Origin of the sequence: Rathayibacter sp. AY1F2, assembly GCF_002930885.1 — a bacterium.
In the GTDB taxonomy this organism is placed as follows: Bacteria; Actinomycetota; Actinomycetes; order Actinomycetales; family Microbacteriaceae; genus Rathayibacter.
In genome coordinates this window covers 81,998-105,095 of sequence record NZ_PSVG01000011.1, presented here as the reverse complement: position 1 = coordinate 105,095, position 23,098 = coordinate 81,998, and the positions used below count along the sequence as shown (strand labels likewise).

Genomic DNA, 23,098 nt, shown 5'->3' with positions numbered 1-23,098 from the left:
GGGTCACCACGAGGTTAGGTGCGGGCGGGGCGTTCTCCGGTGATTGCCGATCCGATTCGCAGGTGTGTCGCACCCTCCGCGATCGCCTCGGCGAAGTCGTTCGACATGCCCGCCGAGATCGCCATGGCGGAGGGCTCGACGGCGCGCACGCGGTCGGAGATGGACCGGAGCCGGGCGAACGCCGGACGGGGCTCCTCGTCCAGCGGGGCGACCGCCATCACGCCGCGCAGCGTGAGGCCGGGCGCCCCGGCGAGAGCCTCGGCGAGGGGCTCGACGTCGGCGGACGACGCTCCCCCGCGGTCGGGATCCTCGGTGAGGTTGACCTGCAGGAACACGTCGAGCGGCTCCTCCCCCGCCTCGAGCAGCGGGACGAGCGCGAGCCGGTCGACGGAGTGGACCGCGTCGGCGTAGCGGCGCACCTGGCGCGCCTTCTTGCTCTGGAGCTGCCCGATGAAGTGCCAGCGCGCAGCGGTCCCCGCCAGCTCGGCCGACTTCTCCTGCGCCTCCTGGTGCCGGTTCTCGCCGAAGTCGACGACGCCCAGCTCGAGGAGGTCGCGGAGCAGCGACACGGGGTGGAACTTGGTCACCACGATGGTCGTGACCGAGGACGCCTCGCGACCGGCCGAGCGGGTCGCGTCGGCGACCCGCTCGGAGACCTCGGCCCAGCGCGCGGCCAGCTCCGGATCCGGCACGACTACTTGAGGAAGTCGGGGATGTCCAGGTCGCTGTCGTCGTCGTCGAAGGACGGGTCGGCGACAGGGGCCGGGGCGGCGACGGGGGTGCTCGACCAGATCGAGCCGGCCGCAGGGGCGGCGGCGGGAGCCGGGACGGGCTCGGCGGCCGACTCGCTCGCCGAGCTCTGCTGCTGGCGCGGCTGGGCGATCGCGGCCTGAGCGGTCCCGCCCGGCTCTCCGCCGTCGAAGCCCGCGGCGATGACGGTGACGCGCACCTCGTCGCCGAGCGTGTCGTCGATCACGGCACCGAAGATGATGTTCGCCTCGGCGTGCACCGCCTCCTGGACGAGGCGCGCCGCGTCGTTGATCTCGAAGATCCCGAGGTTCGAGCCGCCCTGGATCGAGAGGAGCACGCCGTGCGCGCCGTCGATGCTGGCCTCGAGCAGCGGTGAGGCGACGGCCAGCTCGGCCGCCTTGATCGCGCGATCGGCGCCGCGCGACGAGCCGATGCCCATCAGCGCCGAGCCCGCGCCCTGCATGACCGACTTCACGTCGGCGAAGTCGAGGTTGATCAGGCCGGGCGTGGTGATCAGGTCGGTGATGCCCTGGACGCCGGCGAGGAGCACCTGGTCGGCTGTCGCGAAGGCCTCGAGCATCGAGATGCCGCGGTCGCTGATCTCGAGCAGGCGGTCGTTCGGAACGACGATGAGCGTGTCGACCTCGTTCTTCAGCGTCGCGACGCCGGCCTCGGCCTGCGTCTGCCGACGGCGTCCCTCGAACCCGAAGGGCTTGGTCACGACGCCGATGGTGAGGGCGCCGATCGACTTGGCGATCCGCGCGACGACGGGCGCGCCGCCGGTGCCGGTACCGCCGCCCTCGCCCGCGGTGACGAAGACCATGTCGGCCCCCGCGAGGACCTCCTCGATCTCCTCGGCGTGGTCCTCGGCGGCGCGGCGGCCGACCTCGGGGTCGGCGCCGGCGCCGAGTCCGCGGGTCAGCTCGCGGCCCACGTCGAGCTTGACGTCGGCGTCGCTGAGCAGGAGCGCCTGGGCGTCCGTGTTGATCGCGATGAATTCGACACCGCGCAGGCCGAGCTCGATCATGCGGTTGACGGCGTTGACGCCGCCACCGCCGATGCCGACGACCTTGATCACGGCGAGGTAGTTCTGGTTTGAAGTCACGTCTCCGGCCTCCGGGCTGAACCTTAAACCTGTAGTTGAGGCTTAAAGTTATGCTGAGTATGCATTTGGGGTTCGGCTCCGACGGTAGGCGGAGTCCGGTCGCGCTCCCAGCAGACACGCCCGCAACGCTCGAAAGAACGCGCGGATCCGCCGCCGGTCAGGGCCGGGGCGCCACGACGGCGGCCTGGGGCGAGGACACGTCGTAGGTGCCGACGACGGCGGGGTCGGTCGCGGCCATCAGCTTCTCGAGCACGACGGCCTTGAGCGCCGACTCGTCCGACCCGCCCCAGACGACTTCCGTGCCGTTCTGCAGGGTGAGCGAGACGTCGTCGCCGGTCGTGGCCGTGGCGGCCGTCACCTGCGGAGCGAGCGATGCGGGCAGGGAGCGCAGCACCCGCGCGGTCGCGCGGAAGCCGGCTCCCGAGGCGTCGCCGGACGCGGTGGTGAGGACCGGGTAGCCGGGCTGCGCCGAGTCCGCCGTCTCGATGACGACTCCGGCCGCGTCCACGAGCTCGAAGCGGCCCCCCGCCGCGATCACGCCGAGGGGCGTGCGCTCGACGATCGACACCACGAGGGTGCTCGGCGGCCGGGTCTGCACCGAGTAGCTCTGGATGAGCGGGGACGCGCCCAGCACGCGGCCGACCTCGTCCCGGTCCACCAGGGTGAGCGGGACGCCGAGCTGGTCGTCGAGCTCGCTCTGCAGGGCGGCGGCGTCGACGCGCTGGGTGCCCGAGATCTCGATCGTGCGCACGGCCATGAGCGGCGAGAAGGCCGCGACTCCGACGATCAGGGCGAGGGCGACGAGCGACCCGGCTACGACCAGGGCGATCAGGCGGCGCCGACGCGCGCGCTTCGTGAAGCGGCGGACCTCCCCCCGCTCGTAGCGCCTCCGCTCGCGGGCGGCCCAGGAGACGGCCCGGTTCTCGGCACCGGGCAGGCGCAGGCCCGAGAGGGTGCGGCGGACCGCGCCCGCGCGCCACGGAGTGCGCTCGGCCGGCTCCGGGTCCACGCGGATCGCGGTGACGATCCGGATCGGCTCGGTGTCCGGCTCCGGCTCGCCGCCGCGCGCGGGGACGCTCCGACCGGGCGCCGGAGGGCGTCCGCCGTCGGGCCGCTTCACGGCCGCTCCCCCGCTTCGGGCGCGAGGACCGCGGTCATCGTGCGACCGGCGCGGCCTCGCTCGCGCCGAGCGACTCGAGCACCTGCGGGATGATCCGGTAGACGTCGCCGCAGCCGAGGGTGATGACGAAGTCGCCCTCGCGCGCGATGCCGGCCGTGAGGCGGGCCGCCTCCGCCCAGTCCGGGACGAACGAGACGTGCGACGGGTCGGCGAACTTCTCGCTGACCAGCGCTCCGGTCACTCCGGGCTCCGGATCCTCGCGCGCCCCGTAGACGTCGAGGACGATCGTCTCGTCGGCGTAGCGCTCGAGCGTCTCGGCGAACTCGCGGGCGAAGAGGCGGGTGCGGCTGTAGAGGTGCGGCTGGTGCACGGCGATGATGCGGCCCTCGCCGACCACGGTGCGCGCGGCGGAGAGGGCGGCGGCCACCTCGGTGGGGTGGTGGGCGTAGTCGTCGTAGACGCTGACTCCGCGGACCGCTCCGTGCAGCTCGAAGCGGCGCTCCGTGCCTCCGAACGCCGACACGGCCTCGAGCGAGGCGGCCGGATCGAAGCCCAGGCCCACCAGCACTGCGAACGCGCCGGCCGCGTTGATCGCGTTGTGCCGGCCGGGGATGCGGAGGCGGGCCGAGTAGCGCCTGCCCTCGTACTCGACCGAGAAGCCGACGGGGCCGACGAGGTCGAGGTCGACGACGCGGACGTGCGCCCCCTCGGCCTCGCCGAAGGTCAGCACCCGTCCGCCGACCAGCTGCTCGGTGACGCGGACGGCGCCGGGGTCGTCGGAGGAGATGACGACGAGCTCGCTCGCGGAGGAGGCGAAGGTGACGAAGGCCTCCTCGAACGCCTCCAGCGATCCGTAGTGGTCGAGGTGGTCCGGGTCGACGTTCGTGATGAGGGCGACCGCGGTGTCGTAGAGGAGGAAGCTGCCGTCCGACTCGTCGGCCTCGACGACGAAGACCTCGCCGGAGCCGGCGGCGGAGGAGGTGCCGAGGCTCTCGATGATGCCGCCGTTGACGAAGCTGGGGTCGGCGTCGACGCCGAGCAGGCCGGTGACGATCATGCCGGTCGACGTGGTCTTGCCGTGCGCTCCGGCCACCGCGACCAGGCGCCTGCCGCGCACCAGCCAGGCGAGGGCCTGCGAGCGGTGCAGCACGGGCAGGCCGCGCTCCTTCGCGAGCAGGTACTCGGGATTGTCGGGCCACAGGGCGGAGGTGACGACGACCGCCTCGGCGTCCCCGAGGTTCGCCGCGTCGTGGCCGATGGCGACCGGGACGCCGAGCTCCCGCAGCTGCTCGATGGGGTGGGACTCGCGGACGTCGGACCCGGTGACCCGGTGCCCGGCGTGGTGGAACAGCCGGGCGATCCCGCTCATCCCGGAGCCGCCGATGCCGATGAAGTGGACCGAGCCGAGCTCGTCGGGGACGGTGATGCCGAGGTCGGGCTTGATCACGGGGCTCTCGCTTTCGAGTGGGTCGCGGCGGGCGGGAGGGGCCTCCCGCGGTGCGCCGGATCAGTGTAGACGGTGGGCGGGAGTGCTCTCCCGAGCCGCGCGGAGCGGGCTCAGCGCGGAGCGGAGAGGGTCGACTCGATCAGGTCGACGAGCCGCCCGGAGCCGTCGCGGACTCCCACGCGGGCAGCCCGGCGCGCCATCTCGTCGCGACGGGCGGTGTCGCCCAGGAGCGGTACGAGCTCCCGCTGGACCCAGCCGGGGAGGAAGGCGGCGTCCTCGACGAGGACCGCTCCCCCGGCGTCGACGACGCCGCGCGCGTTGTAGCGCTGCTCGCCGTTGCCGACCGGGTACGGGACGTAGACCGCGGGCAGGCCGAGGGCTGTCAGCTCGCTGACGGTCGCCGCCCCCGCGCGGGAGACGGCCACGTCCGCGGCGGACAGCGCGAGGTCCATCCGGTCGCAGTAGGCGAGGAGGTGGTAGCCGGCCACCCCCGGGTCCGTGATCTCGGCACGGTCGCCCGTGATGTGGAGGACCTGGAAGCCGGTGGCGACGAGATCCCGGGCGGCGGCGTGCACCGTCGCGTTGATCCGTCGAGCGCCGAGGGAGCCGCCGGTCACCAGGAGGGTCTGCCGGGACGGGTCGAGGCCCAGCGCCGCCATCGCCTCGTCGCGGCGCGCGGCCCGGTCGAGCTCGGCGATCTCGCGGCGCAGCGGCATGCCGACCACCCGCGCGTGCGGCAGGGGCGTGCCCTCGAAGGCCACGCCGACCGAGCGGGTCGCGCGCGCGCCGAGGCGGTTGGCGAGCCCGGGGCGCGCGTTGGCCTCGTGGACGGTGAAGGGGACGCCGGCGCGGCGGGCCGCCAGGTAGGCGGGTGCTGCCGCGTACCCTCCGAAGCCGACCACCGCGTCGATCCGCCGGTCGCGGATCGTCCGGACGATGCCGGCGATGGTCGCGCGGAAGGCTCCGGGGAACCGCAGCGCCGCCGCGTTCGGGCGGCGCGGGAACGGCAGCCGCGGGATCACCGAGAGCTCGTAGCCGCGGAGGGGGACGAGGCGCGCCTCGAGCCCCTCGGCGGTGCCGAGCACGAGCACTTCGTCGCGCGGGTTCCGCCTGCGGATCTCGTCGGCCGTCGCGAGCAGCGGATTGACGTGGCCGGCGGTGCCGCCGCCGGCGAGCAGGTAGCGGGTCACTCCGCCGCCGCCTTCCTGCGGCGCAGCACGCCAGCGCCGGGCAGGGGCGCGGTCTGGGTGCGGGCGAAGGAGAGGACGACGCCGATGGCGAGGAGCGAGCTGAGCAGGGCGGTGCCTCCGGAGGAGATCAGCGGCAGCGGGACCCCCAGCACCGGGAGCACCCCCAGGACGACGCCGATGTTGACGAACGCCTGGCCGATCAGCCAGACCATGATCGCGCCGGTGCTGATCCGCACGAACGGATCGGAGGACGCGTGGATGACGCGGAAGAAGGCGACCGCGAGGACCACGAACAGCGCCAGGACGACGATCGCTCCGATCAGCCCGAGCTCCTCGCCGATGATGGCGAAGATGTAGTCGTTGTCCGCGGCGGGCAGCCAGGACCACTTGGCCTTGGAGTTGCCGAGGCCCACGCCGAAGATCCCGCCGGAGGCCATCGCCCAGGTGCCGTGCACCGGCTGCCAGCACGAGTTCTGGTACTCCTCGACGTTGGAGCAGTCGCCGAGGAAGGACATGATCCGGGTGAGGCGGTTGTCGCTGGAGACGGCGAACAGCACCGCTCCGATCGCGCCGACCACCACGATCGGCACGAGGACCTTCATCTGGACGTTAGCGTAGAAGAGTGCGGCGAGGACGATGCCCGCCATGATCACGACCGTGCCCAGGTCGCCTCCGATGAGGACCAGTCCGATCGCCGCGCCGCCGACGATCAGGACGGGGATGAGCGCGTCCTTCCAGTCCTTCGGCGACCGGTAGCGGCGGGCGAGCAGGAGCCCCAGCCAGAGGGCGAGCGCGAGCTTGATGATCTCGGAGGGCTGCATGCTGAAGGCGCCGAGGCGGATCCAGTTGCGGTTCCCGCCGACGGAGTCGCCGAGCGGTGTGAAGAGCACGAGGCACTGGAGGACGCAGCCGGCGATGAGCAAGATCGGCGTCACGCGCTTCCACACGCCGAGGGGCAGCCGCGAGACCACCAGCATCATCGGGATCCCGAGGAGGGCGAACCCGCCCTGGCGCAGGAAGCCCCCGAAGGAGTCGTCGCTCGACACGTAGGAGGTGACCGACGAGGAGGAGAGCACCATCGTCAGTCCGAACAGCACCAGGAAGAGCGTGGTTCCGAAGAGGAGGTAGAAGTTCGGCGAGTGGGAGGCGAAGACCTTCGAGAGGACGATCCGCGCGGAGCGGGCCCCACTCCGGTCCTTCCCGCGCGGCTCAGTGCGCGAGCGGCCCGCGGGGCGGCTCGTCGTCGGAGCGGTCATCGGCTCCCCCTCCCAGGTGTGTCGCCACGGCGGCCGCGAAGGAGCGGCCCCGAGCCGCGTAGTCGAGGAACTGGTCCATCGAGGCCGCGGCGGGTGCGAGCAGGACGACGTCCCCCGAGCGGGCGAGCGTCGCGGCCGCCTCGACGGCCGCCTGCATCACCGCACCAGTGTCGTCCGGCACCGCCTCGCTCACGGGGAGGGCGGGCGCGTGTCGTCGGAATGCCGCGAGCAGCGCCGAGCGGTCGGCGCCGATCACCACGGCGCCCCGCAGGCGGCCGACGTGCGCGGCCACGAGGGCGTCCACGTCGACGCCCTTGAGCAGGCCGCCGACGACCCAGACGACCGACGGGTACGCGCGCAGCGAGGCGTCGGCGGCGTGCGGGTTCGTGGCCTTGGAGTCGTTCACCCAGGTCACCCCGTCGTGCTCGGCGACGACCTGGATGCGGTGGGCGTCGAGCTCGAAGGACGCCAGCGCGGTGCGGACGGCCGTGACCTCGATCCCGCACGCTCGGGAGAGCGCTGCCGCGGCGAGCACGTTCTGGACGATGTGCGGAGCGGCGAGGTTCCGAGCGGCGAGCTCGTCCACGGTGGTGATCTCGAGGGCACTGGTGCGGCGGTCCTCGAGGAAGGCGCGGTCGCAGAGGATGCCGTCGACGATCCCGAAGTCGCTCGGGCCGGGCACGCCGAGGCCGAACCCGATCGCCCGGGCGCCCTCCACCACCTCGGCGTCGAGCACCATCTGCTCGGTCGCCGCGTCGGCGCGGTTGTACACGCAGGCGACGCGGGTGCCGGCGTAGACCTTGCCCTTGGCTGCGCGGTAGGCGTCGAACGAACCGTGCCAGTCGAGGTGGTCGTCGGCGATGTTGAGGCACACGCTCGCGATCGGCTCGATCGCGCCCAGGTAGTGCAGCTGGTAGCTCGAGAGCTCCACGACGAGGACGTCGAAGCCCTGCGGGTCGCGGACCGCGTCGAGCACGGGCACGCCGATGTTGCCGCAGGGGGCGGCGCGGAGGCCGCCGGCCACGAGCATCGTCGCCGTGAGCTGGACGGTCGTGGTCTTCCCGTTGGTGCCGGTGACGGCCACCCATTCCGCCGGAGTGCCGTCGGCGCGCACGACCTTGTCGCGGACGCGCCAGGCGAGCTCGACGTCGCCCCACACGGGGATCCCGGACTCCGCCGCCCACACGAGGATCGGGTGCGTCGGCCGGAAGCCGGGCGACACCACGACCAGCTCCGGTGCGAACGCGTGCAGCTCCTCCGGAGCGGAGTCGAGGCGGTCGGCCCGGTGCAGGCGGGCGCCGATCACCTCGAGCAGGCGCTCGCGCTCCTCGTCGGCGCGGTCGGCGAGGACCAGCACCTCGGAGCCGAGCTCGGTCAGGGTGTCGGCCACCGAGAACCCGGTGACGCCCAGGCCCAGCACGGCGACGCGCAGGCCGCGCCAGTCCGAGTGCCAGCTGCGGAGGGAGTCGGGACGGGCGGGATCGGTCATGCCAGCGACAGCCATTCCAGGTAGAAGAGCCCGACTCCGGCGGCGACGAAGATGCCGGCGATGATCCAGAACCGGACCACGACGGTGATCTCGGCCCAGCCCTTGAGCTCGAAGTGGTGGTGGAGCGGGCTCATCAGGAAGATGCGCTTGCCCCGGGTCAGCTTGAAGTAGATCCGCTGGAGGATGACCGAGCCGGTCACGATGACGAACAGGCCGCCGATGAGGATGACCAGCAGCTCGGTGCGGGTGAGGATCGCCAGGGCCGCGAGCGCGCCGCCGAGGCCGAGCGAGCCGGTGTCGCCCATGAAGATCTGCGCCGGCGAGGTGTTCCACCAGAGGAAGCCCACCAGGGCACCGGAGACGGCCGCCGCGATGATGGCCAGGTCGAACGGGTCGCTCACCTGGTAGCACTTGTCGACGACCTCGGGGTTGAGGTGCTGGTCGAAGCACCACTGGTTCGACTGCCAGAACCCGATGATGACGTAGGAGCCGATCGCGAGGATCGAGGACCCGGTCGCGAGTCCGTCGAGCCCGTCGGCGACGTTCACGCCGTTCGACGTGCTGGTGACGATGATGCAGATCCACAGCACGAACAGGCCGATGCCGATCCAGCCGAGGGAGGCGAAGTCGAACGGCAGGTCGCGGATGAACGAGATCGAGGTGGACGCGGGGGTGAGCCCGTTGGAGTCGCGGACCATGATCGCGATCACCGCGAAGGCCGCGGCGACGATGACCTGGCCGGCGATCTTCGCCCAGCCGCCGAGGCCGAGGCTGCGCTGGTTGCGGGTCTTCAGGAAGTCGTCGACGAAGCCGACGAGTCCGAGCCCGACCATCATGAAGAGCACCAGCAGGGCCGACGGCGCGATCGCCCGGTTGCCGAACAGCATCCCGAGGAAGTAGCCGACCACGGTGCCGATGATGATGACGATGCCGCCCATCGTCGCCGTGCCGTGCTTGACGTGGTGCGACTTCGGTCCGTCCTCGCGGATGAACTGGCCCCACTGCAGGCGGTGGAAGAGGCGGATGAACAGGGGCGTCATCAGGAGCGTGAAGGCTCCCGAGAACGCGCCGGACAGGAGGAGTGCCCTCATCGGTGACGCTCCCCGAGACGGTCGGCGAGGAAGCGCAGCCCCGCGGAGTTGGACGACTTGACCAGCACGGTGTCGCCGGGTCGCAGGTAGTCCTCGAGGAGGTCGAACGCCTCGTCGGAGGTCTCCGCGAAGACGGACTCGCCGCTCCACGACCCCTCGCGCTCGGCCGCGACGTGGATCCGGCGGGCGCCTCGGCCCACCACCACGATCTGGGAGATGTTGAGGCGCACGGCCAGCAGGCCCACGCGCTCGTGCTCCTCGTCGGCCCACTCGCCGAGCTCGCTCATCTCTCCCAGGACGGCGACGGTGCGCCCCCCGGACTTCGCGATCTGGGCGAGGGTGCGCAGGGCGGCCGCGGTGGAGTCGGGACTCGCGTTGTACGCGTCGTTGATGATGCGGACGTCCTCGCCGCCCAGGACCTCCATGCGGCCGCGCTCGGCGAGGGTGACGGTCGCGAGAGCCTCGACGATCGCGGGCAGCGCCACTCCGACAGAGAGCGCGGCGGCGGTCGCCGCGAGGGCGTTCATCACGTGGTGCTCGCCGAGGACGCGCAGCAGGAGCTCGGCGCGAGCGGCCTCGCGGCCCTCCCCCGCCGAGACCTCGATGGCGAAGCGGGTGCCGTCGGCGGTCGCGTCGATATCGACGGCGCGGACGTCCGCGCTCTCGCCGCGGCCGAACCAGAGGACCCGGGCGGCGGTGCGGCCCGCCATCGAGGCGACCCGGCCATCGTCGGCGTTCAGCACGGCGACGTCGTCGGCGGTGAGGTCGGCGACCATCTCTGTCTTGGCCTCGAGCGTGCGCTCGATCCCGCCGAACTCGCCGGCGTGCGCGAGGCCCACGGCGAGGACGACGCCGACGTCGGGCCTGGCCATCCGGACGAGGCGGCGGATCTCGCCGACCGCGCTCGCGCCCATCTCGGCGACGAGGAAGCGCGTCGACTCGGACACCTGGAGCATCGTGATCGGCGCGCCGACCTCGTTGTTGAAGGATCCGCGCGGAGCGACCGTCTCTCCGACCCGCTCGAGGACGGTGCGGAGGAGGTTCTTGGTCGTCGTCTTGCCGTTCGAGCCGGTGACGCCGATGACGGTGAGCCCGCCCTTCGCGCGGACGCGCCGGACGACCTCGGTCGCCAGCGCTCCGAGCGCCTCGACGGAGTCGTCGACGAGGACCTGCGGCACGTCGAGGTCGAGCGGGCGCTCCACGATGAGGAGCGCGGCACCGCGCTCGAGAGCGGCGGGAGCGAAGAGGTGGCCGTCGGTGTGCTCGCCGCGCTTGGCGACGAAGATCCCGCCGGGCGCGATCTCGCGGGAGTCGGTCTCGGTCGCTCCGTCGATCACGGTGGCGGCCGTGGCGGACGAGCCGGCCAGGTGGAGGCGTCCGGAGACGGCCTCGGCGATCTCGGTGAGGGTGAGGGCGATCATCTACAGCCAGCCCGCCTCGCGCAGCGCGTGACGGACGTCGTCTCTGGCCGAATACGGCATGTGCACTCCTGCGATCTCCTGGTGGTCCTCGTGGCCGGGCCCGGCGTAGAGGATCGAGTCCCCTTCGCGCGCGAGGGCGACGGCGGCGCGCACGGCGGCGCGCGGGTCGGCGATCTCGTGGATCTCCCGGTCGGGCACGGCGGCCCGGGCGCCCTGGAGGAGCGCGGCGCGGATGGCGGCCGGATCCTCCCAGCGCGGGTGGAAGTCGGTGACGACAACGACGTCGGCGAGGCGGGCGGCGATGGCGCCCATGTCGCTCCGCTTGGTCGTGTCACGGTCCCCGTCCGCCCCGAACACCATGAACAGGCGGCCGGGCGTGATGGTCCGCAGCGCCTCGAGCGCGTTCTGGAACGCGTCGGGGGTGTGGCCGTAGTCGACGTAGACGCGCGGTCCGCGCTCCCCCGAGACGAGCTCCGCGCGGCCCGGGATGTAGACGTCGAGACGACTGTCCTCGAGCGCGTGCGCGACGGCGTCCAGGTCGAAGCCCGACTCCACCAGCATCACGATCGCCAGCGCGGCGTTGGACGCCATGTACCAGCCGATCAGCGAGACGGTGACGACGACGGAGCGGTTCTCGGGCCCCTCCAGGCGGAAGGTGGTGCTGTCGGGCGTCGCGTCCAGCACCGTCATCGACCAGTCGGCGGGCGTCGTCGGGGCGACTCCGACGACCGGAGAGCCGGCGAGCGTCGCGACGGGGATGCGGCTGCGCTCGGCGAGCTCGCGCCCCCAGGCGCTGTCGACCGTGACGACGCCGCGGCGTGCGCGCTCCGGCTCGAAGAGGTCGGCCTTGGCCTCGAAGTACTCGCGCAGATCGGAGTAGTCGTCGAGGTGGTCGTGGCTGAGGTTCGTGAAGCCGACGACGTCGAAGACGAGGCCGTCGATCCGGTGCCGCGTGAGCGCCTGCGCCGACACCTCGATGGAGACCGCGCGGACGGCGGACTCGCGCATCCGAGCGAGCAGGCCGTGCAGCTCGCTCGCCTCGGGAGTGGTCAGCGAGCTGACCACGGCGACGTCGCCGATCCGGCGCTCGGCGGTGGAGCTGAGGCCGGAGACGACTCCGAGCCGGCGCAGCAGCGCGTCGAGGATGTAGACGACGCTCGTCTTGCCGTTGGTCCCCGTCACGCCGAAGAGCGTCGGGACGTCCTCGCGGGTGCGGTGGATCCACGCGGCGACGTCGCCGAGGGCGGCCCGCGGGTCGGGGGTCACCAGCACGGGCAGGCCGCTGTCGGCGGCGAGCTCCGCTCCGGCCGGGTCGGTCAGCACGGCGACGGCTCCGGACGCCGCGGCGGCCGACGCGAAGGCCGCGCCATGGGCACGGCGTCCTGCGACACCGACGTAGAGGTCCCCGGACTCGACCTGGTTCGAGTCCAGCGTGACTCCGCTCACCTCGACGCCCTCGAGGCCGCGGACCGGGCCGAGGGAGAACTCGGCCACGAGCTGCGAGAGGCTCCGCGGCACGGGGTGCTCGGGGCGGAGGGAGGACTGCGGGCGAGGGTCGTGCACTGCCCGCTCTTTCTCTCGTTCTGGTGCGTGGATCGTGGTCCCGGCGGGGCTCACCACGTCGTCGGGTACTCGACGGGCGGCACCGTGGACGGCTCCACCCGGTTGGTCTTGAGCACCTGGGTCATGACCTGCTGGAAGACGGGAGCCGTCGCCTGGGACGTGTTCATCTTAACCGGATCGGCGATGGTGACCGTCACGACGTACTCCGGGTCCTCCGCCGGCGCGAGCCCGGCGAGCGAGACGGTGTAGCTCTTCGAGTAGCCGCCCTTGCCGTCGGGCTGCTGCGCGGTACCGGTCTTGGTGGCGATGTTGTAGCCGTCGACGTGGATGTCGTTCGCCAGCCAGCCCTCGTTGTAGTGCGTCTGCAGCATGTCGACGACCTGCTTCGCGGCCGAGCTCGACACCACCTGGGTGCCCGTCGCATCGGGGACGTCCACGACGGAGCCGTCGGCCGTGGTGCAGCCGTCGATCAGCTGCGACGGGAGCCGCACTCCGCCGTTGCCGAGCGTCTGGTAGATGCTCGCGACCTGCACCGCGGTCGCCGAGACGCCCTGGCCGAACATCGTCGTGTAGTTCGTCTGGTTGTCCCAGTCCTGGTAGTCGGCGAGCAGGCCGCCCTCCTCGCCGGGGAAGCCGCTCGTGGTGGGCGTGCCGAGACCGAACTTCTGCAGGTAGTCGTAGCGGGTCTGGGCCGACAGGCGGGAGCCGAGCATCGAGATGCCGACGTTCGACGAGTCCTTGAGGATGCCGGTCAGCGTGTAGTTCGTCGGGGTGTGCGCGAAGTCGTCGCTGAACGAGGCGCCGTCCTTCTCGAAGGAGTCCGGGACGACGACCTGGGTCGTCGGGCCCGCCTGGCCCTGGTCGATCAGCATCGCGGCCGTCATCGGCTTGAAGGTCGAGCCCGGCTCGAACGGCGCGCGGAACGCGCGCGAGCTGCGGTCGGCGGAGGCGCTCGCCTCGACGTTGTTGGGGTCGACGGTCGGCGTCTCGGCCACGGCGAGCAGCTTGCCGGTCTTGACCTCCTGCACCACGACGATCCCGTAGCTGCCGCCGACCTCGGCGACGCGCTGCGAGAGGACCTGCTGGGAGTAGTACTGGAGGTCGGAGTCGATGGTGAGCTTCAGCGTCCCGCCGTCGACGGCCGGGGTCTCCGAGACGGTGCTGCCCGGGATCCGGACGTAGTCGGCGCTGCGCTCGTAGCTCTCGGACCCGTTCTGCCCCGCGAGGCAGGTGTTCTCCGCGTACTCCATGCCCTCCTGGGCCGCTCCGTCCGCCCCGACGTAGCCGACGAGGTTGCCGGCCACCGCGCCGTTGGGGTAGCTGCGTCCCTGCTGGGTCTCGAAGTAGGTCCACGGGATGTCGAGCGCGACGAGCTTCTGGTAGGCCTCGAGGTCGAGCCCCTCCGAGAGGATCAGGTAGTTGGCCTTGGCGTCCTTCGCGAGCGCGGCGTCCACCGCTCCGGTGATCTGCTCGACCGACTGCCCGGTGATCGCGCCGATCTCGGAGGCGGCCTGCTGCACGCTGACCATGACCTTCTGGTCCTCGCCCAGCTCGCGCGGGAACTCGGCCACGTTCTTCGGCGAGGTGGTCAGCCGGTAGCGCGTGGTGGTGTCCGCGAGCACCGTCCCGGAGCGGTCCACGATGGGGCCGCGCTGACCGTAGGTGACGACGCTGTTCGACTGGTTCTGGGCGGCCGCATCGGTGAGCTCGTTCGCCCGCACGATCTGGATGTCCACCAGCTTGCCGATGAAGAGTCCGACGACGGCGACGATGATGACGAACGTGACGGCCGTGCGGCGTCTGCTCGAGCGGTGGTGTCTCACTGCGGCGGTGTCCTTCTTGCTCCGGGCGGGCGGGCCGCCGTTCGTCGGGTCCGGATGGTCGTCGTGCGCCCCGCGGGGCGGGTGCCCGCACGGAGGCGGTCCGCGACGCCGTGCGTCAGTGCGTGATGGGCGCGGGCAGCTCGCCCTGCAACGGTACGGCCGCACCGTCGACAGCCGGGGAGGACGCGCTCGCGCCGGGCTGGAGAGCCGGGACGAGGGCGTTGGGCACGAGCGGCGCGGAGGCGGTGCCCGCGACTTCGCTCGACGCGGCGGAGGAGGGGTCGCCCAGCACGGCGCCGTCCGAGAGGCGGAGGTAGACCGGCGCGGTGTTGGCGACCATGCCCAGGCCCTGAGCGGCGGTGGCGAGGTTCTGCGGCGAGCTCAGCGTGTCGACGGCGTCCTGCTTCTCCGCGTTGCTGCGGGTGAGCGACTTCTGCTCGGTCTGCAGCGCCGAGATCTGGTAGGCCCCCTGCGAGAGGCCGACGCTCACCAGGAGCTGGACGACGATGATCGCGAAGAGGCCGGCGACGGCGACGATCCCGTAGACGAGCTTCGGGCGCGACTGCGCCTGACCGGCCGGGACGGCCTCGATGCGGGGGCGGGGCGCCTCCTCCTCGGGGCGTGCTCGGCGGGCGGTGTCGATGACGGCGGGGTCGATGACGGCGGTGGCGCTCATGCGGTGCTCCTGATCCTCTCGGCCGCGCGCAGACGCACGGGTGTCGCTCGGGGGTTGCGGGCCTTCTCGTCGTCGGAGGCGAGCTCGGCTCCGCGGATGACGAGTCGGAACTCGGGTCGGTGCTCCGGCAGCTCCATCGGGAGGCCGGCCGGGGCGGTGGAGGAGGACGCGGCCTGGAGCGCGCGCTTGACGATCCGGTCCTCGAGCGACTGGTACGCCTCGACGACGATCCGCCCGCCCTCGTTGATCCGGCCCAGCGCGGCGGGGATCGCCCGCTCGAGGACGGACAGCTCCTGGTTGACCTCGATCCGCAGCGCCTGGAAGACGCGCTTGGCGGGGTGGCCGTTCCGCTGGATCGCGACCGGGGTCGCCGCCTGGATGATCTCGACGAGACGGCCGGAGCGCTCCAGCGGAGCCTCGCGACGGGCCTCCACGATCTTCTTGGCGTAGCGCGCGGCGAGGCGCTCCTCGCCGTACTCGTGGAAGATGCGGCGCAGGGCGGTCTCGTCGTAGTCGGCGATGATGCTCGCCGCCGTGAGCGGGGCGGTCGAGTCCATCCGCATGTCGAGCGGCGCGTCCTTGGAGTAGGAGAACCCGCGCTCGGTCTCGTCGAGCTGGAGCGAGGAGACGCCGAGGTCGAAGAGCGCTCCGTCGATCGTGTCGATGCCCAGCTCGTCGAGCACGTCGGGCAGCTCGTCGTAGACGGCGTGCACGAGGTCGATCCTGGAGGCGTGGGCGGAGAGCCGCTCCCCCGCGAGCTGCAGCGCCTCCGGGTCGCGGTCCAGGCCCACGAGGTGCAGGCCGGGGAAGCGCTCGAGCAGCGCGAGCGAGTGCCCGCCCATGCCGAGCGTCGCGTCGACGACGACCGCCCCGTCGCGCTCCAGCGCCGGAGCGAGGAGCTCGACGCAGCGCTCGAGCAGCACCGGGAGGTGCCGCTCCTCGGTCGGGCGCGGAGCGCCCTTCGGAGTGTTCTCTGCCATGGCGGTCCCGCCGTTCCCGTTCCTGTCGTCCGATCCCCATCCACCTCGCGTCCGGACACCGGGGAAGGTGCGTCCGGGCGCCGAGTGGCTGGGAGTCGCGCGACAGGACCTAGAACAGGCCGGGGATCACCTCCTCCTGGGTGTCGGAGAACACGGACTCCTGCTCCTGCAGGTAGGTCTCCCAGGCGCCCTGCGCCCAGATCTCGGCGCGGTTGCCCGCTCCGATGACGGTGAGGTCGCGGTCGAGGCCGGCGTAGGCGCGCAGCGGAGCCGGGAGGGTCACGCGGTTCTGCTTGTCCGGCGTCTCGGCGCTCGCGCCCGAGAGGAACACCCGGAGGAAGTCCCGCGCCTGCTTGCTGGTCACCGGCGCCTGCCGGATCTTCTCGTGCATCACCTCGAACTCGGCCTGGCTGAACACGTACAGGCACCGCTCCTGGCCGCGCGTGACGACGACTCCGGAGGAGAGCTCGTCGCGGAACTTGGCGGGGAGGATCACGCGGCCCTTCTCGTCGAGCTTGGGGGAATAGGTGCCGAGGAACACGGACTGCCCCCCACTTCTTCCGGCCAAGGATGGTGTGTCCTCCACAGTACTCCACTTCCCCCCACTCACAACCCCGGCGCGGCGCGGGGCGCGCCGGAGAGGCCCCGGTCATCCGCGTGTTTCCGCGGAATCGCGACAGTGGGGCGAAGTGGAGGGGGAATGCCGCGGGAGGGAGGCCGCGGGCACGAAAAAAGGGCCGATCCGTGAGGATCGACCCTGTGGTGGAGCGGAGGGGAGGCTAGCCGCGCCCGTCTCCGCGGTTGTCCCACCTGTCGTTCAGACGGTCCATGAAGCCGGACCCCTGGCGGTTGCCCGAGCGGGGCTTCGACGGACGGCCGACGTCGGGCAGGCCGGGCTCGGAGGAGCCGCCGGCGGCCGGGCGCATGGCCACGATCACGCCGCCGAGCATGAAGGCGAACCCGAGGATGCCGACGAGGGGCTGGCGCACGACCACGCCCGCGACGAGCACGGCGAGACCGAGGATGCCGAGGAGGATGCCGAGCACGAGGGCCCGGTAGTTGGTGCCGCCGCGTCCCTTGCCGACCGCCGCCACGAAATCGGCGTCGTTCTGGTAGAGGTTCCGCTCCATCTCATCGAGGAGCCGTTGCTCGTGTTCCGAAAGCGGCATCGTGACCCCTTCAGGGTGCGGCGTCGACCCTTTCGGGGATCGGCACCGGAATAGGCGGCGTCTGGGCTCGACCGGTCGGGCGGCGCTTCAGTGTAGACCGAGCCCGACGCAGGCACCAGGCACCTTCGGTGCATAGGCTGGTCGGGTGAACCACAGCTCTCGACTGGTCGATCGCGTCCAGCTCCGAATCGATGAATTCCTCACCGGGCGCACGCCAATTCTGCGCTCCATAGGAGAGGACGTCTCCGCCCTCGGCGACCTTTCGCGGGACTTTCTCAGCGGGGGCAAGCGGTTCCGCGCGCGCTTCTGCGAGGCGGGCTGGAACGCCGTGTCGAGCACCTCGAGCGAGGCCCATCCGAGCGGCTCCGATCCGATCGCGAGGGTGGGCGCCGGCCTGGAGCTGTTCCACGCCGCCGCTCTCGTCCACGACGACGTGATCGACAACTCCGACACCCGCCGCGGCGCTCCCGCGGCGCACCGGCGCTTCTCCTCCTTCCACGCCGACGGCGGCTGGACCGGCGACCGCGACGAGTTCGGCCGCTCCTCCGCGATCCTCCTCGGCGACCTCCTCCTGGTCTGGTCGGACGAGATCTTCGCCGCGGCGGAGTGGTCGCTCGGGGATCGAGTCGCGGCCGAGCGCGCGCGCGCCGAGTTCAACCTGATGCGCACCGAGGTCACGCTGGGCCAGTACCTCGACATCCTCGAGGAGAGCGCGTGGGTGCAGCACCCCGAGCACGAGCACCTGCAGCGGGCGGAGCGGGTGGTGGTCTACAAGAGCGCGAAGTACAGCATCGAGGCGCCGCTGGTGATCGGCGGCTCCCTCGCCGGCGGCGACGACGCTCAGCTGGACGCCCTGCGCCGCTTCGGGCTCCCGGTCGGGATCGCCTTCCAGCTGCGCGACGACGTCCTCGGAGTCTTCGGCGACCCGGCGGTGACGGGAAAGCCGGCCGGCGACGATCTGCGGGAGGGCAAGCGCACCGTGCTGCTCGGCCTCGCCCGCGGCGCGTGCTCGCCGGGCGAGCGGGCCGAGCTCGACGCGGTCGTGGGCCGGAACGACGCCGACGCGGCGTCCATCGCGCGGGCGCAGGAGATCATCGCGGGCAGCGGCGCCCTCGAGCGGCTCGAGGAGCGCATCGACCAGGAGGTGGCCGCGGCGATCGCGGTCCTCCCCGACGCGCCGCTCCGCACGGAGGGCGTGGCGGAGCTGCGCGAGCTGGCCGCCCAGGTCACGGTCCGCACCTCCTAGGAGCGGACCGGCGGGATCAGGCCAGGGCCTGGGCGACCCGCCGGACCTCGGCCTTGCGGCCGGCGCGGAGGGCGACGATCGGGCTCGTGCCCAGGCTCTCCTCGACCGTCAGCATCCAGTCGACCGCCTCGTCGTCGGTGAAGCCGGAGTCGGCGAGCAGGATCGCGGTGCCGCGGATCTCGCTCATCGGCTCCCCGTCGCGGAGGAAGAGGGCGGGGACCTTCAGCACGCCGTCGCGGCGGGTGCCGAGCAGGTGGCGCTCCTCGAGGAGGCGGCGGACCCGGCCGGCGCCGAGCCCGGTCAGCTCCACGAGGTCGGGGACGGTCAGCCACTCGAGCTCGGAATCGGTCGAGGTGGCGGGGGAAGCGGACGAGTCGGTCACGCGTCAAGACTGCCACGAGCCCGGAGGGCCGCCAACTGCGGGCGCCCCGGAGAAGGAGTCGGGCCCGTCCTGCGCCGCCCGGGCGTCGCTCACCGGTTCCCCCGGGGGTCTTGCCTAGACTCGTCGCGTGACCACCAGCCAGCTCGACCCTCTCCTCGGCCGTCTCGTCGACGGCCGGTACGAGGTGCGCTCGAGGATCGCCCGCGGCGGCATGGCGACGGTCTACCTCGCGCACGATCAGCGCCTCGAGCGCCGCGTGGCGATGAAGGTCATGCACGGCCACCTCTCCGACGACGCGACGTTCAAGAACCGCTTCGTCCAGGAGGCGCGCTCCGCCGCCCGTCTCGCCCACCCGAACGTGGTCAGCGTCTTCGACCAGGGCCAGGACTCGGACATGGCCTACCTGGTGATGGAGTACCTCCCCGGGATCACCCTGCGCGACCTGCTCAAGGAGCGCGGCCGGCTGACCGCCCAGCAGGTCGTCGACATCATGCACTCCGTGCTCTCGGGTCTCGCCGCCGCGCACCGCGCCGGGATCCTCCACCGCGACCTCAAGCCCGAGAACGTGCTCCTCGCCGACGACGGCCGGATCAAGATCGGCGACTTCGGCCTCGCGCGCGCCGCCTCCGCCAACACCGCCTCCGGTCAGGCCCTCCTCGGCACGATCGCCTACCTCTCCCCCGAGCTGGTCACGCGGGGCACCGCCGACACCCGCAGCGACATCTACGCCATCGGGATCATGATCTACGAGATGCTCACCGGAGAGCAGCCCTTCACGGGCGAGCAGCCGATGCAGATCGCGTACCAGCACGCGAACGACTCCGTCCCGTACCCCAGCGCGACGGTCGCCTCCGTCCCCACCTCGCTCGACGAGCTCGTCCTCTGGGCGACCGAGCGCGACCCGGACATGCGGCCCCGCGACGCCGGTGTCATGCTCGCGCAGCTGCTCGAGGCCGAGCGGCTCATGGGCATCACACCGAGCGACCGCCGCGGCGACACGCAGGCGGTCACCCCGCTCCCGGCGCCCGTCGCCGATCCGGCGCCCGCGACGGCCGTCTTCGATCCGGCGGAGCCCGGGCAGACCTCGGTCTTCGACCCGGCGCCGGCGCCCGGAGCGGTACTCGTGGTCGACGAGGACGACGACACCGTCGCCCGGCTCGCGAGCAGGCGCCGCGTCCGACGGCGTCGCGGCGTCCTGCTCACGGTGGTCGTGCTCCTCCTGGCGCTCATCGGCGGCGGGACGGCCTGGTGGTTCGGCGAGGGACCCGGCGCGATCGTGTCGATCCCGGACGTCGTCAGCCAGTCGCAGCAGGACGCGACGGCCCAGCTGCAGGCGCAGGGCTTCGAGGTGCAGCCGCAGGAGACGCCCGACCTCACCGTGCCCGCGGGGACGGTGGTGAGCTCCGATCCGCCCGGCGGGCTGGGGGTGCACAAGGGCTCCGTCATCACGCTGACCGTCTCGAGCGGGCCGCGCCAGCTGCCGGTCCCGTCTCTTGCCGGCCTCTCGGAGGCCGACGCTGCCGCCGCGGTGACGGGCGGCTCCTTCACCGTCGGCGACGTCTCGAAGATCTTCGACGCCGACGTCGACGCCGGTGTGGTCGTCTCCGCCTCGCTGCCGGACGGATCGGCGCTGCCCGAGACGATGTCCGAGACCAGCACCATCGCGATGGTGGTGAGCCTCGGACCGATCCCGAACGTCGTCGGCCTCTCGATCGACGACGCGACGGCGAAGGCGGAGGCGGCCGGTCTCGCCCTCGACCGCAGCGGCGAGGACTGGAGCGACACCGTGGCCGCGGGCGTCGTCCTCACGCAGGCGAACCCGGAGGCGCCCGCCGTGACCGGCGACACCGTCTCGGTCGTCGTGTCGAAGGGGCCCGAGCCCGTCGCCGTGCCGAACGTCGTGGGGATGAACCGCGACGAGGCGAAGGCGGCCCTCGAGGCGGCGGACCTGTCGTGGAGCTACTCCCTGACGACGCTCGGCCCGCTGATCGACGCGGCGCCGAACGAGCTGACCAAGGTCACGAACCAGTCCAACAAGGCCGGCGATCTCGTGCAGCGCGGCACGACGATCCAGCTGTCGATCACCATCACGACCTGACGCCGCCGGTCGAGCCCTCAACGAGGACTCGACCGGCGGTCGGGGTCGGATCAGATCGCGCGGCCCCGGAGCTCCTCCGCCACGAGGAACGCGAGCTCGAGCGACTGCATGTGGTTGAGGCGCGGGTCGCAGACCGACTCGTACCGGGTGGCGAGCGTCGCCTCGTCGATGTGCTCCGAGCCGCCGAGGCACTCGGTGACGTCGTCGCCCGTGAGCTCGACGTGGATGCCGCCCGGGTGCGTCCCCGCGGCGCGGTGCGCCTCGAAGAAGCCCTTGACCTCGTCGACCACGTCGTCGAAGCGACGGGTCTTGTAGCCGGTCGGCGTCGTCAGCCCGTTGCCGTGCATCGGATCGGTCACCCACAGCGGCAGGGCGTCGCTCCGCTTGACGGCCTCGAGCAGCGGCGGGAGGGCGTCGCGGATCCTCCCGGCACCCATGCGGGTGATGAAGGTGAGGCGACCGGGCTCCCGCTCGGGGTCGAGCTTGTCGATCAGCTCGAGCATCGTCTCGGGCGTGGTCGACGGGCCGAGCTTCACGCCGATCGGGTTGCGCACCCGCGACAGGAAGTCGACGTGCGCGCCGTCGAGCTCGCGGGTGCGCTCGCCGATCCAGATGAAGTGGCTGGAGGTGTTGTACGGCGTGCCGGTCCGCGAGTCGATGCGCGTCATGGGGCGCTCGTAGTCCATCAGCAGGCCCTCGTGGCCGGTGTAGAACTCGGTGCGCTTCATGCCCTCGAAGTCGGCCCCGCACGCCACCATGAACTTGACCGCGCGGTCGATCTCGCGGGCCAGCTGCTCGTAGCGCTGGTTCTGCGGGTTCTCGGTGAAGCCCTTGTTCCAGTAGTGGACGAGGCGCAGGTCGGCGAATCCGCCCTGCGTGAAGGCGCGGATGAGGTTCAGCGTCGAGGCGGCGGTGTGGTAGCCCTGCACGATGCGACGCGGGTCCGCGGCGCGCGACTCCGGGGTGAAGTCGTAGCCGTTGACGATGTCGCCGCGGTAGGCGGGCAGGGTCACGTCGCCGCGGGTCTCGAGGTCGCTCGAGCGCGGCTTCGCGAACTGGCCGGCCATCCGGCCCATCTTGATGACGGGCATGCTCGCGCCGTAGGTCAGGACGACGGCCATCTGCAGCACGGTCTTGACGCGGTTGCGGATCTGCTCGGCGGTCGCTCCGGCGAAGGTCTCGGCGCAGTCGCCGCCCTGCAGGAGGAACGCCTCGCCGCGGGCCGCGGCTCCGAGACGCTCGCGCAGCTGGTCCACCTCGCCGGCGAACACCAGCGGAGGGAGCGCGGCCACCTCGGCGGACGCCGCTCGCACGGCCTCCGCATCGGGCCACTGCGGCTGCTGCTTGATCTCGAGCTCGCGCCAATAGTCCAGGCCGGCGACCACGGAGGGGGCGGCGAGGACGTACGGTTCGTTCGGATCGATGACCACGAGGGTGTTCCCGGTTCTGACGGGCGCCAGCGGCGCGCGGAGGGCCGCCGTCCGGACGGACGGCAGCGGTTGACGAGCTTATAGCCTGGCAGGGCGCTCGGCCGGGAGGGGCCCCCGGCGTCGAGCGGGCGCTCAGCGGGTGAGGGCCGCGCGCTTCTCCTTGACCGAGGTCGCGTAGACGTCGAGGTACTCCTGGCCACTCAGGGCGAGGAGCTCGTACATGATCTCGTCGGTGATCGAGCGGAGGATGAACCGGTCGCCCTCCATGCCCTCGAAGCGGCTGAAGTCGAGCGGCTCCCCGAAGACGATGCCGATGCGGCCCAGCTTCGGCAGGCGCTTGCCGATGGGCATGATGCGCGCGGTGTCGATCATGGCGACCGGGATGACGGGCACGCGGGCCTCGAGGACCATGCGCGCGACACCGGTGCGGCCGCGGTACATGCGGCCGTCGGGGCTGCGCGTGCCCTCGGGATAGATGCCCAGGGCGTGGCCGCCCGCGAGGACGCGGAGGCCCGTGTTGAGCGAGGCCTCCGACGCCTTGCCACCGGAGCGGTCGATGGGCAGCATCCCCGTGGCGGTGAAGAACGTCCGCGTCGCCCAGCCCTTGAGGCCCTTGCCGGTGAAGTAGTCGCTCTTGGCGAGGAAGACCATGTTCCGCTCGATCACCAGCGGGAGGATCACGGAGTCGATGAAGGAGAGGTGGTTGCTCGCGAGGATCACGCCGCCGTTCTGCGGCACCTTGTCGGCGCCGACCACCCACGGCCGGAAGATCGTCTTCAGGAGCGGGCCCGCGACGATGTGCTTCATGAACCAGTAGAACATCGGGCTCCTCGGCGGTGCGGCGGATCGGGCGCGGCGGGTG

Annotated in this window: 20 protein-coding genes; 2 read left to right on the top strand and 18 right to left on the bottom strand. The window is 72.0% G+C overall.

What is annotated here, in order from left to right; all coding sequences use genetic code 11:
- Positions 1 to 14: 14 nt before the first annotated feature.
- From C5C54_RS10525 to C5C54_RS10455, 15 genes are all read right to left on the bottom strand, one after another.
- Positions 15 to 692, bottom strand: a complete 678-nt coding sequence (locus tag C5C54_RS10525) for a YggS family pyridoxal phosphate-dependent enzyme (protein ID WP_104288300.1) — start codon at positions 690 to 692, stop codon at positions 15 to 17.
- Positions 693 to 694: 2 nt separating this feature from the next.
- Positions 695 to 1,855, bottom strand: a complete 1,161-nt coding sequence (gene ftsZ / locus C5C54_RS10520; protein ID WP_104222597.1) for a cell division protein FtsZ — start codon at positions 1,853 to 1,855, stop codon at positions 695 to 697.
- 157 nt (positions 1,856 to 2,012) lie between these two features.
- Positions 2,013 to 2,975: a cell division protein FtsQ/DivIB gene (locus C5C54_RS10515; protein WP_104247141.1), complete on the bottom strand. Its 963-nt coding sequence runs from the start codon at positions 2,973 to 2,975 to the stop codon at positions 2,013 to 2,015.
- 34 nt (positions 2,976 to 3,009) lie between these two features.
- Positions 3,010 to 4,422 carry a UDP-N-acetylmuramate--L-alanine ligase gene (murC, locus tag C5C54_RS10510; RefSeq protein ID WP_104247142.1) on the bottom strand — a complete coding sequence of 471 codons (1,413 nt, stop codon included), beginning with the start codon at positions 4,420 to 4,422 and terminating at the stop codon, positions 3,010 to 3,012.
- Between the two features lie 110 nt (positions 4,423 to 4,532).
- Positions 4,533 to 5,612 carry an undecaprenyldiphospho-muramoylpentapeptide beta-N-acetylglucosaminyltransferase gene (gene murG / locus C5C54_RS10505; RefSeq protein WP_104273472.1) on the bottom strand — a complete coding sequence of 360 codons (1,080 nt, stop codon included), beginning with the start codon at positions 5,610 to 5,612 and terminating at the stop codon, positions 4,533 to 4,535.
- Complete coding sequence (ftsW, locus tag C5C54_RS10500) at positions 5,609 to 6,868, bottom strand: putative lipid II flippase FtsW (RefSeq protein ID WP_104222593.1); 1,260 nt, start codon at positions 6,866 to 6,868, stop codon at positions 5,609 to 5,611. Before ftsW ends, murG begins: the two co-directional genes overlap by 4 nt.
- Positions 6,822 to 8,357, bottom strand: a complete 1,536-nt coding sequence (murD, locus tag C5C54_RS10495; RefSeq protein WP_104247144.1) for a UDP-N-acetylmuramoyl-L-alanine--D-glutamate ligase — start codon at positions 8,355 to 8,357, stop codon at positions 6,822 to 6,824. The genes ftsW and murD overlap by 47 nt, the downstream gene beginning before the upstream one ends.
- Positions 8,354 to 9,448, bottom strand: coding sequence for a phospho-N-acetylmuramoyl-pentapeptide-transferase (gene mraY, locus C5C54_RS10490; protein WP_104222591.1), 1,095 nt, complete (start codon positions 9,446 to 9,448; stop codon positions 8,354 to 8,356). The genes murD and mraY overlap by 4 nt, the downstream gene beginning before the upstream one ends.
- Entirely contained in the window at positions 9,445 to 10,869 is a 1,425-nt protein-coding gene (gene murF, locus C5C54_RS10485; protein ID WP_104288299.1) for a UDP-N-acetylmuramoyl-tripeptide--D-alanyl-D-alanine ligase, read from the bottom strand. The genes mraY and murF overlap by 4 nt, the downstream gene beginning before the upstream one ends.
- Positions 10,870 to 12,432: a Mur ligase family protein gene (locus C5C54_RS10480; RefSeq protein ID WP_104238697.1), complete on the bottom strand. Its 1,563-nt coding sequence runs from the start codon at positions 12,430 to 12,432 to the stop codon at positions 10,870 to 10,872.
- 50 nt (positions 12,433 to 12,482) lie between these two features.
- Positions 12,483 to 14,255: a penicillin-binding protein 2 gene (locus C5C54_RS10475; RefSeq protein WP_244229623.1), complete on the bottom strand. Its 1,773-nt coding sequence runs from the start codon at positions 14,253 to 14,255 to the stop codon at positions 12,483 to 12,485.
- 115 nt (positions 14,256 to 14,370) lie between these two features.
- Entirely contained in the window at positions 14,371 to 14,931 is a 561-nt protein-coding gene (locus tag C5C54_RS10470) for a hypothetical protein (protein ID WP_104222588.1), read from the bottom strand.
- Positions 14,928 to 15,911, bottom strand: coding sequence for a 16S rRNA (cytosine(1402)-N(4))-methyltransferase RsmH (gene rsmH / locus C5C54_RS10465; RefSeq protein WP_104247146.1), 984 nt, complete (start codon positions 15,909 to 15,911; stop codon positions 14,928 to 14,930). Before rsmH ends, C5C54_RS10470 begins: the two co-directional genes overlap by 4 nt.
- Before the next feature lie 109 nt (positions 15,912 to 16,020).
- Positions 16,021 to 16,452 carry a division/cell wall cluster transcriptional repressor MraZ gene (mraZ, locus tag C5C54_RS10460; protein ID WP_104222586.1) on the bottom strand — a complete coding sequence of 144 codons (432 nt, stop codon included), beginning with the start codon at positions 16,450 to 16,452 and terminating at the stop codon, positions 16,021 to 16,023.
- A 238-nt stretch (positions 16,453 to 16,690) separates the two neighbouring features.
- Positions 16,691 to 17,080: a DUF3040 domain-containing protein gene (locus C5C54_RS10455; protein ID WP_104233350.1), complete on the bottom strand. Its 390-nt coding sequence runs from the start codon at positions 17,078 to 17,080 to the stop codon at positions 16,691 to 16,693.
- 145 nt (positions 17,081 to 17,225) lie between these two features.
- Between C5C54_RS10455 and C5C54_RS10450 the strand changes: the two genes are divergently transcribed.
- Positions 17,226 to 18,326: a polyprenyl synthetase family protein gene (locus tag C5C54_RS10450; protein ID WP_104238695.1), complete on the top strand. Its 1,101-nt coding sequence runs from the start codon at positions 17,226 to 17,228 to the stop codon at positions 18,324 to 18,326.
- A gap of 16 nt (positions 18,327 to 18,342) precedes the next feature.
- Here C5C54_RS10450 and C5C54_RS10445 read toward each other — a convergent pair whose 3' ends face one another.
- Positions 18,343 to 18,708 (bottom strand): Rv2175c family DNA-binding protein, encoded by a 366-nt coding sequence (locus C5C54_RS10445; protein ID WP_104222583.1) that lies wholly within the window; start codon positions 18,706 to 18,708, stop codon positions 18,343 to 18,345.
- A gap of 127 nt (positions 18,709 to 18,835) precedes the next feature.
- On the opposite strand from C5C54_RS10445, the gene pknB reads away from it, so the two are divergent.
- Positions 18,836 to 20,806 carry a Stk1 family PASTA domain-containing Ser/Thr kinase gene (gene pknB / locus C5C54_RS10440; RefSeq protein WP_104247147.1) on the top strand — a complete coding sequence of 657 codons (1,971 nt, stop codon included), beginning with the start codon at positions 18,836 to 18,838 and terminating at the stop codon, positions 20,804 to 20,806.
- 50 nt (positions 20,807 to 20,856) lie between these two features.
- Here pknB and C5C54_RS10435 read toward each other — a convergent pair whose 3' ends face one another.
- Both C5C54_RS10435 and C5C54_RS10430 read right to left on the bottom strand, forming a co-directional pair.
- The gene (locus C5C54_RS10435; RefSeq protein ID WP_104222617.1) at positions 20,857 to 22,191 is read right to left on the bottom strand and encodes a class II 3-deoxy-7-phosphoheptulonate synthase; all 1,335 of its coding nucleotides are present in this window, start codon (positions 22,189 to 22,191) and stop codon (positions 20,857 to 20,859) included.
- 177 nt (positions 22,192 to 22,368) lie between these two features.
- Positions 22,369 to 23,058 (bottom strand): 1-acyl-sn-glycerol-3-phosphate acyltransferase, encoded by a 690-nt coding sequence (locus C5C54_RS10430; RefSeq protein ID WP_104222581.1) that lies wholly within the window; start codon positions 23,056 to 23,058, stop codon positions 22,369 to 22,371.
- Positions 23,059 to 23,098 lie beyond the last annotated feature (40 nt).